At 41.5% G+C, this 7,039-nt stretch carries 9 protein-coding genes and 1 pseudogene; 2 read left to right on the forward strand and 8 right to left on the reverse strand.

What is annotated here, in order from left to right:
• The first annotated feature begins 254 nt into the window (after positions 1-254).
• The gene (locus QM629_RS00625) at positions 255-1,664 is read left to right on the forward strand and encodes a TolC family protein (RefSeq protein ID WP_415156129.1); all 1,410 of its coding nucleotides are present in this window, start codon (positions 255-257) and stop codon (positions 1,662-1,664) included.
• 191 nt (positions 1,665-1,855) lie between these two features.
• Here QM629_RS00625 and QM629_RS00630 read toward each other — a convergent pair whose 3' ends face one another.
• From QM629_RS00630 to QM629_RS00660, 7 genes are all read right to left on the reverse strand, one after another.
• Positions 1,856-3,013: a carboxypeptidase-like regulatory domain-containing protein gene (locus QM629_RS00630; protein WP_415156131.1), complete on the reverse strand. Its 1,158-nt coding sequence runs from the start codon at positions 3,011-3,013 to the stop codon at positions 1,856-1,858.
• A gap of 30 nt (positions 3,014-3,043) precedes the next feature.
• Positions 3,044-3,331 carry a hypothetical protein gene (locus QM629_RS00635; protein WP_415156133.1) on the reverse strand — a complete coding sequence of 96 codons (288 nt, stop codon included), beginning with the start codon at positions 3,329-3,331 and terminating at the stop codon, positions 3,044-3,046.
• A gap of 52 nt (positions 3,332-3,383) precedes the next feature.
• The gene (locus tag QM629_RS00640) at positions 3,384-3,779 is read right to left on the reverse strand and encodes a hypothetical protein (protein ID WP_415156135.1); all 396 of its coding nucleotides are present in this window, start codon (positions 3,777-3,779) and stop codon (positions 3,384-3,386) included.
• Positions 3,772-4,080: a hypothetical protein gene (locus QM629_RS00645; RefSeq protein WP_415156137.1), complete on the reverse strand. Its 309-nt coding sequence runs from the start codon at positions 4,078-4,080 to the stop codon at positions 3,772-3,774. The genes QM629_RS00640 and QM629_RS00645 overlap by 8 nt, the downstream gene beginning before the upstream one ends.
• Positions 4,052-4,186 carry a hypothetical protein gene (locus tag QM629_RS00650; protein ID WP_415156139.1) on the reverse strand — a complete coding sequence of 45 codons (135 nt, stop codon included), beginning with the start codon at positions 4,184-4,186 and terminating at the stop codon, positions 4,052-4,054. Before QM629_RS00650 ends, QM629_RS00645 begins: the two co-directional genes overlap by 29 nt.
• Before the next feature lie 1,088 nt (positions 4,187-5,274).
• A complete protein-coding gene (locus QM629_RS00655) occupies positions 5,275-6,036 on the reverse strand; it encodes a Bax inhibitor-1/YccA family membrane protein (protein ID WP_415156141.1) in 762 nt (253 codons plus the stop codon).
• 154 nt (positions 6,037-6,190) lie between these two features.
• The gene (locus tag QM629_RS00660; RefSeq protein WP_415156145.1) at positions 6,191-6,415 is read right to left on the reverse strand and encodes a SusD/RagB family nutrient-binding outer membrane lipoprotein; all 225 of its coding nucleotides are present in this window, start codon (positions 6,413-6,415) and stop codon (positions 6,191-6,193) included.
• A gap of 23 nt (positions 6,416-6,438) precedes the next feature.
• Between QM629_RS00660 and QM629_RS00665 the strand changes: the two genes are divergently transcribed.
• Positions 6,439-6,837 (forward strand): PIN domain-containing protein, encoded by a 399-nt coding sequence (locus QM629_RS00665; RefSeq protein ID WP_415156143.1) that lies wholly within the window; start codon positions 6,439-6,441, stop codon positions 6,835-6,837.
• A gap of 90 nt (positions 6,838-6,927) precedes the next feature.
• Here QM629_RS00665 and QM629_RS00670 read toward each other — a convergent pair.
• A pseudogene (locus QM629_RS00670) lies at positions 6,928-7,039 on the reverse strand (IS1595 family transposase); the annotation flags it as partial.

A 7,039-nucleotide genomic window follows, 5' to 3' on the forward strand; every position in this document is an offset into this window, starting at 1 on the left:
TTTGCCGGTGAATACTAATTGTATTTTAGCAACCGCAAACCGACGTGAAATTTTTCGGGCCAAAATTATACAAAAGCAGAACTGAAAAATGCGTCCAAGTGTTCCTGGCTAAAAATAATATTTATACCGTGTGCCGGGTAAATTTGCTCATTATTATGTGGTTTACATTAAAACGTGTCACATTTTTATACAACATGGAATAAAATACACAGGAGAAATTTATTTGTTTAACAGTTACACATTATAAAAACCGCATGCATCTTTTACCGAATATCAAATCAACTGTACAACGGAATGACTCCCGGAAAAACCGGGACAGGCCAACCGTGCTTCATGGCATTACTGTGGCTGGTTTCATAAAAAAAATAGCAGCAAAGCGAAGTTTGCTGTGTGTTTTGTTGCTAACGGGCATTGCCTGTTTTGGCCAGCAGCCGCTTACGCTTGACAGCGCTATTGCCATTGCATTGCGCAACAGTTATGATATTGAAGTGGCGAGGAATAATGCGGAAGCGGCAGACATTAATAACAGCTATGGCATGGCTGGCGGCCTGCCCGTGGTGACAGGCACAGCTACGGACAGGGAACAGGTAAACGCCGTGAACCAGAAAATAAGCACGGGTGAAACCATTAACCGCAAATCGGCTGCGGGTAACACGGCTGCGGCGGGGCTGCAGGGCAGCCTGCTTTTATACAACGGCCTGCTGGTAGTGGCTACAAAGCACCGGCTTGAAGAACTGGAGAAACAAAGCGAGGAATATCTGAATGCAAGCATTATCAATACCATTGCTACCGTAATGACGCAATATTATGATGTGGTGCGCCAGCAGAGCTATTTAACAACGCTTGACACTTCGATTGCCGTGGGCGAACAACGCCTGAATATCGTGAAAACGCAACTGGGCGTGGGGCTGGCGAACAATGCCGACGTGTTTCAATCGCAGCTTGATTTAAATGCCCTGGTACAGTCAAGAAAAATACAGGAGCTTGCTATTGAGCAGGCAAAAACAAGTTTATTGACCACGCTTACTTTAAAGCCCGACAGCAATATCGTAATTGCTGATACAATTATTGTGGATGCAGGCCTCAGGCTGGAAGATGTGATGGATAATATTTACCGCAGCCCCGACGTGGCGGCGGCAAACATGCAGGTTACTATAAACCAGTTGATAGAAAAGGAAACGGCAGCGCAGCGATACCCTTCGCTGTATGCCAATACCGGCTATAGTTACAGCCGTTCGCAAACAGCAGCCGGCAATGTATTGCTTAATCAAACTTATGGGCCATACGTGGGCCTGAGCTTAACAGTGCCCATTTATAACGGCTCTGTTTATAAACGGCAGCAAAAGATTGCAGCGATCAATACAGCGAATGCCCGGCTGCAGCAAAACATACTGGTGCGGGATAATACATCAACCGCCGTAAAGAATTATGAAGCCTATCAAAAATCGCTGCAGCAGTTGCAAAACCAACGGGAAAGCTATGCATTGGCAAAACAGTTACTTGACCTGGTGCTGATGAAATTCCAGGCGCGTGTAGCCACCATTGTGGATGTAAAGAATGCGCAGGAAAGCTTTGCCAATGCCGGTTATCTTTTGGTGAACCTGAGCTATGCGGCAAAGGCCGCAGAAATTGAAATGAAGCGGCTTACCTACCAATTAAAATAAAGGCTTTTATGCAGGGCATGGCCGGTTGCTGAACATTTAAAATAATCAATAGGCAATACCCAATGTTCAGGTGTAAAAGCCCCGGGAGTTGATCATTGATTGTTGAATATTGCGTATTGATTATTTTCAGAAATCCGCTCTTAATAACAATATAAATCACGTCCTGAACATCTGCAACCACTTCCGCATAGTTACCTGCCATACGTATAATCAAACGGCAGTATTCTTGATATTTTTTCACTCCATCCCCAATAGCCTGTATTTAACAGCGCTAATTGTGGATGAAAGTTGCCATTGGCTTCAACCTGTAAAATTACTTTTTCGAGCAGTGTTATTTCTGAAGCCATGTTTGCAGTGCTTTTTGGAAAGCTCCTGAGAAAGGCATCCGGCACCTTCTTTTTGTTGTAGTTGATATAAAGATAATTATCAAATTGAAAGCCGGCGGTAATATCGTTAATCCCAAATGCAATGCTATCGCCGGTGAGCCTGCCTGAATATATAATTGATTTTTCATCAGGCTCCGCAAGAATATTCTCATAATAGGCTGAACTGTCTTTTGGTATGGGGCCGTATCTAAGCGCCTGCTTTATTCTTTTCTTTTCTTCATTTTCTGTTTTAAGCATCCTGAATACATCAAAGCCTTCCTGCATAAGGGTGTTTCTGTACAGGCTTCTCATAAAATGCATTTGCGACCCTTCATACACTTCCCTTCTTTTTTCCTGCCAGTGTTTTTGTTTATGCCGGCTGCCCTGCATTTCCATAAATAAAGGATAGCCCTGGTAAAAAAGATATTTGTTATTAAAATCGTAGGTAAATTCCTCCAACTGGTATTGAATTTTGTATCCCAGCGCTTTATTGGTAATGATCAGTGGTTCAAACGCCACTGCCTGGAGCGTTTTATTTTTCTTATCCTGCCTGAACCTGATTGTTTTGGTGTTTTGTATGATGCATTGCAGGGCTTCATCTGTTGTGCCGATAAAAAGGTCGGTAAAGAATTTGCCCCACCTGGCCCAGCCATCTTTTTCAAAAGGCATAAGCACAACATCTGCCAGCCGGTTTTCTGCAGGTGAAAGGCCTATATGGAACGAGTTGCTTATTGTATTGGTAGTAAACGTTTTTGTAGTGTAGCCAATATATGAAAAAACGATTTGGTATGTGCCCTGCGGGATGGACAGGCTAAAGCTTCCATCCTGCTTTGTAGTTGTGCCTGCGCTTGTGTTGCTGATAAATACACTAACGTTGGCCAGCGGCTGCCCGGTAGCCGAATCAATAACCTTTCCCTGCAATGTTAATTGCGCAAAAAGACTTTGCGCAATTAGCACTAAGCAGAACATGAATAATGCCCTCATGCATCGAAAATAGGGCAAAACCTTATATAACTAAAATTTTAGTTCAATGCCGCCATTCACCACGAAGCCATCCAGCGGCGCATATATATCGCGGAAGGCTGGGTTGTCAGTTGTGCCGGTATAAATTGTATCAAACCTCGTTTGCCTTGTATCGAAAATGTTTTCGAAGTTGATGAATACGGAAAACTTATCCCAAAGCTTTTCAGCCATGACGCCGCATATCCAGTACGGTTTTCCAACAGCGCCGTCGCTTAATTTTTGCGGGCTGTAATAGTAGGCTTCGAGGCCAATCTTCAGATCATCTTCCTTTTCATACATCAATACATTATTTAAGCGGCGCCTTGGCGTAAGCGGAAACCAGCTTTTAACATCATTGGCTGTTCACATCTCCATAAGTATATCCGATAAACAGCTTAAAACCTTTATAACTAAAACGAAGGATGGTTTCAAGGCTTCTTGTATCAATATGCCCGTTTGCATTTACAAATGCTTTATTGCCATCGCTTGTATCCGTTAATATTAACGGCTTGTTTAGTTTGGTGTAAAAAAATAAAATATTGCCGCTAAAACCAAGCCTGCCAATATGGGTTTTATAGTTGAGATCAATATTGCCGCCAACTGATCTTTCGTTTACGGCCGTTGCTGCATTTATAGGAAGTATATGCTGAAACTGAATGCGCTCTGCCTCTTCTGTAAATACGGTTGGTGTTTTATAACCCAGGCCGCCGCCCAGCCTTGCCGTAAGCACAGGCGATATTTTAAACATGGCTGAAATGTCCGGCTGGCGCCCAGGTGTTTTGCACAAATACGCCATAAGTATTATAATGATAATTTCTTAACAGCGTTGTATTGTGCGGTTGCTCTTTAAAATCATCCGTTAAAAAATTCAATCCTGCTATCCAGAAAGTATTATCCTGCTTCGCAGTAAAATTTAATTCAGTATAAGAAGATTGCTGCCGGCCTTCAAATAAATAACCCGGAATGGCGATGGAACGGTTAAACCCGGAATAACTATTCTTGAACTGCAGGGCTGAATTATCATTCAGCGTGTGCTGTGGCGCCTGCAAGCGGCGTTTTATTTTCAGCGGTTTGTATAGATAATTTAATGGTGTATTGAGAATATGCTATATGCGCATATAACATTACCATGATTAGTAACAATAATTTCTTCATGTAAAAAAAGTTGGTTAACGTTCATGATAACCCAGGCCTTCAGGCCTGGGATTAAAAAACGTTCTATAAAAAGGCTTTAGCCTAAGTATCCTCAGGTTCCCTTTGGCTAAAGCCGGTTGAAAACTGGCTTATTCATCCCAATGCTAAAGCATTGGATTAATTAAAATTGCTATCCCGAACTCTCGTTGGTTAGTAAATTTTTGATAACTGCGTGATTTATTAACCCAAACGCGGAGGCTGAAAAAATGAAGGGTGGTATTCTGATGTAGGAGAAAGATAATAGCTGTTATGAATGATGTCTTTCTTAAAAATTACAGGCTCAATGGTTGCGATAATATTATTGGTAAAGTTATGTGCTGATGAGCAAACACAAAAAGGAGAGCAGTTATCACAATCGCTTTTTTGTTTGTTGTTCGCAGTCTGTTGGGTTTGCTGTTCTTCTTCGCATTTGTCAAAAAAAAGAGCAGGGCGCCATTATGCTGAACAAAATATATAAAAGCAATATGGAGCAGAGCCATTTTTTCACTGCCGCAAAAATAGTTAAACCATCAGGTAATAAATTATACCGGCTGATTAATAATTTGAGGTACAGGGTTGTTTTATCTGTGAACGGGTTGTTCAGGAATTTGCCTGAGTATATTTTGTTAACCATATAAGCCATGTAAAATTATGTTAGCTGCTTTGCAGTAAGTATCTTCTTACATCTCCTAACATGTCTTACATGGTTGATTTATCAAATCTGGAGTTTAAATACTTAGGCCTCGCATTCCGATCCTTCGGCTTTTCACGGCATTCCAAATTATTAATTAACTCAAGATTTCAAGATTAGTTCAATATTGATTTATTTAATAAAAACAATCATTATTGCCCGGATAAAAATTATCAAATCTCTTGAAACCTTTTGCCAGAGCGGGTTCTGGCCCCTCTCCTTTGGAGAACTTGTCCCGACCATTCGGGAGGGGTTGGGGTGAGGTCAAACATTGAAATACAAGATTTTAAATTATTTAGTCGGACAATAATGAAAAACAATAAAAAAACCGCGCTGGCTTTTTCAACGCGGTTTTTTTGGTGAGGCTTCTGGTTAATTATTATTTCCTGCCTGCAAAGCGGCTTAATAATTTTAAAATTTCAACGTACAGCCAAACCATGGTTACGAGCAGGCCAAAAGCGCCATACCATTCCATGTATTTTGGAGCGCCCATATCAGCGCCTTTTTCTATCATATCAAAATCTATGATAAGGTTTAATGCGGCAATGGCCACAATAAATAAGGAAAGGCCGATGCCCAGTAAAGAGCTGTCGTACATGAACGGGATGTTCACATGGAATAACCGTAACACCAGTGTGATAAGATAAAATATGGCAATGCCTGCAGTGGCTGCAAATATGGTTGACTTGAATCTTTCCGTGGCTTTTATCACCCTGAAATTGTATAAAAGGAACATGGCCAGCGCCACGCCAAACGTTAAGCCTACCGCCTGCATTACAAGGCCGGGATATTTTTCGCTGAAGGCATCGTTCAATACGGCCGATATAGCGCCGAGAAAAAAGCCTTCGAGTATGCCGTAAGCCGGGGAAAGATAAGGCGCCAGCGTGGGCTTGAAACATATAGCCAGCACCGAAATTAAACCGCCTATTATGCCCACCCACATTAAGGTCATCATGGTTTGCGGCTGGTTATTGTAATACAGGTACCAGGTATAGGAAGCTGCTGCCAGTACCATGAATAAGAGAAAACCAAATTTACCAACGGAGCCGCGAACCGTCATTGTGCCGGCTTCGTCCTGCGCAATGGAGCGGCTGAAAATTTTTTGCGATAAGGTTGGATTATCTGATTGAAAAAGTGCCATAATGATTCGTTTTTAGAAGCGTGAAGATAGCAGAAAATTTATTTGCGGATAAGTTAATTTGTAAGGATGAAATCAGTCCGAAAGTCAGTAAAGCCCGGAAGACGGGAGGATTATTTCCGGCTTCCGGGCTTATCTTTTACTGCCCTGCCCCTATTCACTCTGCGGGTATAGCCAGCGCAGGGGAAAAACTTGTTGAAGGCACATTCAGGTTTGTGCTGGTGTTTAAAACAAATTCCGGGTAGCCGGTGCGCCTGTTCTCGTACCAGGCGTTAAAATCAACGTCCTGTAAAAAACCGGCAATGTATTTCTGGGTTATTATCTGTTCAATTTTATTTGCAGTGGTGCCGGTAAGCGCAACGCCGGAAAGATAGGTGCTGATATAACTGTTTTTTTAAGGATTATATGATTCATAATGTAAGGTTTAAAGCTGTTTTGGATACAAACGTTATTCACCCGGTTATAACCAGGGATTTATTATTTTGGCTTGCCTATTACGATTTATACACTCCAAAGTGGAGTAACAACATATTTGATGAGTGGCGAAGTGCAATGGAAAGAAAGGGAGTACCACCTGAAGAAGTTGAAAAAAGGGTGCAAAAAGCCAATATAGCATTCCCGGATGCATTGGTGCAAAATTATGATGCGCTGGTTCCAGTTTTACAGCTGCCTGATCCCAAAGATTGCCATGTATTAGCCCCTGCTATAAAAACAAATGCCGACCTTATAGTTACTAATAACATAAAAGACTTTCCTGAAGAATATATTAGATTCATTCGGTTTGAAAGCAAAAACCGCGGATGATTTTCTTACAGATATAATTGACCTAAATCAAGATAGCACGGTGTTAGCGTTTAAAGAAATGGTACTAAATAAGAAAATAGGTATAGGCGTTTAGGTATCAGGCTTGTTTAGCCTTTTCGGTTCGTAAGTTGCCATCCTTTTTATCAGTGTATCAAATATTGTATTCATACTGTTTCTTCTATTGTATCTAAAATGATATTCA

The sequence above is a fragment of the Parafilimonas sp. genome, from assembly GCF_047606085.1.
GTDB lineage: Bacteria > Bacteroidota > Bacteroidia > Chitinophagales > Chitinophagaceae > Parafilimonas.

What these genes read in the sequence shown, in the direction of transcription:
- QM629_RS00625 (WP_415156129.1), top strand. Translation starts at nt 255, where the DNA reads ATGCATCTTTTACCGAATATCAAATCAACTGTACAACGGAATGACTCC.
- QM629_RS00630 (WP_415156131.1), bottom strand. Translation starts at nt 3,013, where the DNA reads ATGAGGGCATTATTCATGTTCTGCTTAGTGCTAATTGCGCAAAGTCTT.
- QM629_RS00635 (WP_415156133.1), bottom strand. Translation starts at nt 3,331, where the DNA reads ATGTATGAAAAGGAAGATGATCTGAAGATTGGCCTCGAAGCCTACTAT.
- QM629_RS00640 (WP_415156135.1), bottom strand. Translation starts at nt 3,779, where the DNA reads ATGTTTAAAATATCGCCTGTGCTTACGGCAAGGCTGGGCGGCGGCCTG.
- QM629_RS00650 (WP_415156139.1), bottom strand. Translation starts at nt 4,186, where the DNA reads ATGAAGAAATTATTGTTACTAATCATGGTAATGTTATATGCGCATATA.
- QM629_RS00655 (WP_415156141.1), bottom strand. Translation starts at nt 6,036, where the DNA reads ATGGCACTTTTTCAATCAGATAATCCAACCTTATCGCAAAAAATTTTC.
- QM629_RS00665 (WP_415156143.1), top strand. Translation starts at nt 6,439, where the DNA reads ATGATTCATAATGTAAGGTTTAAAGCTGTTTTGGATACAAACGTTATT.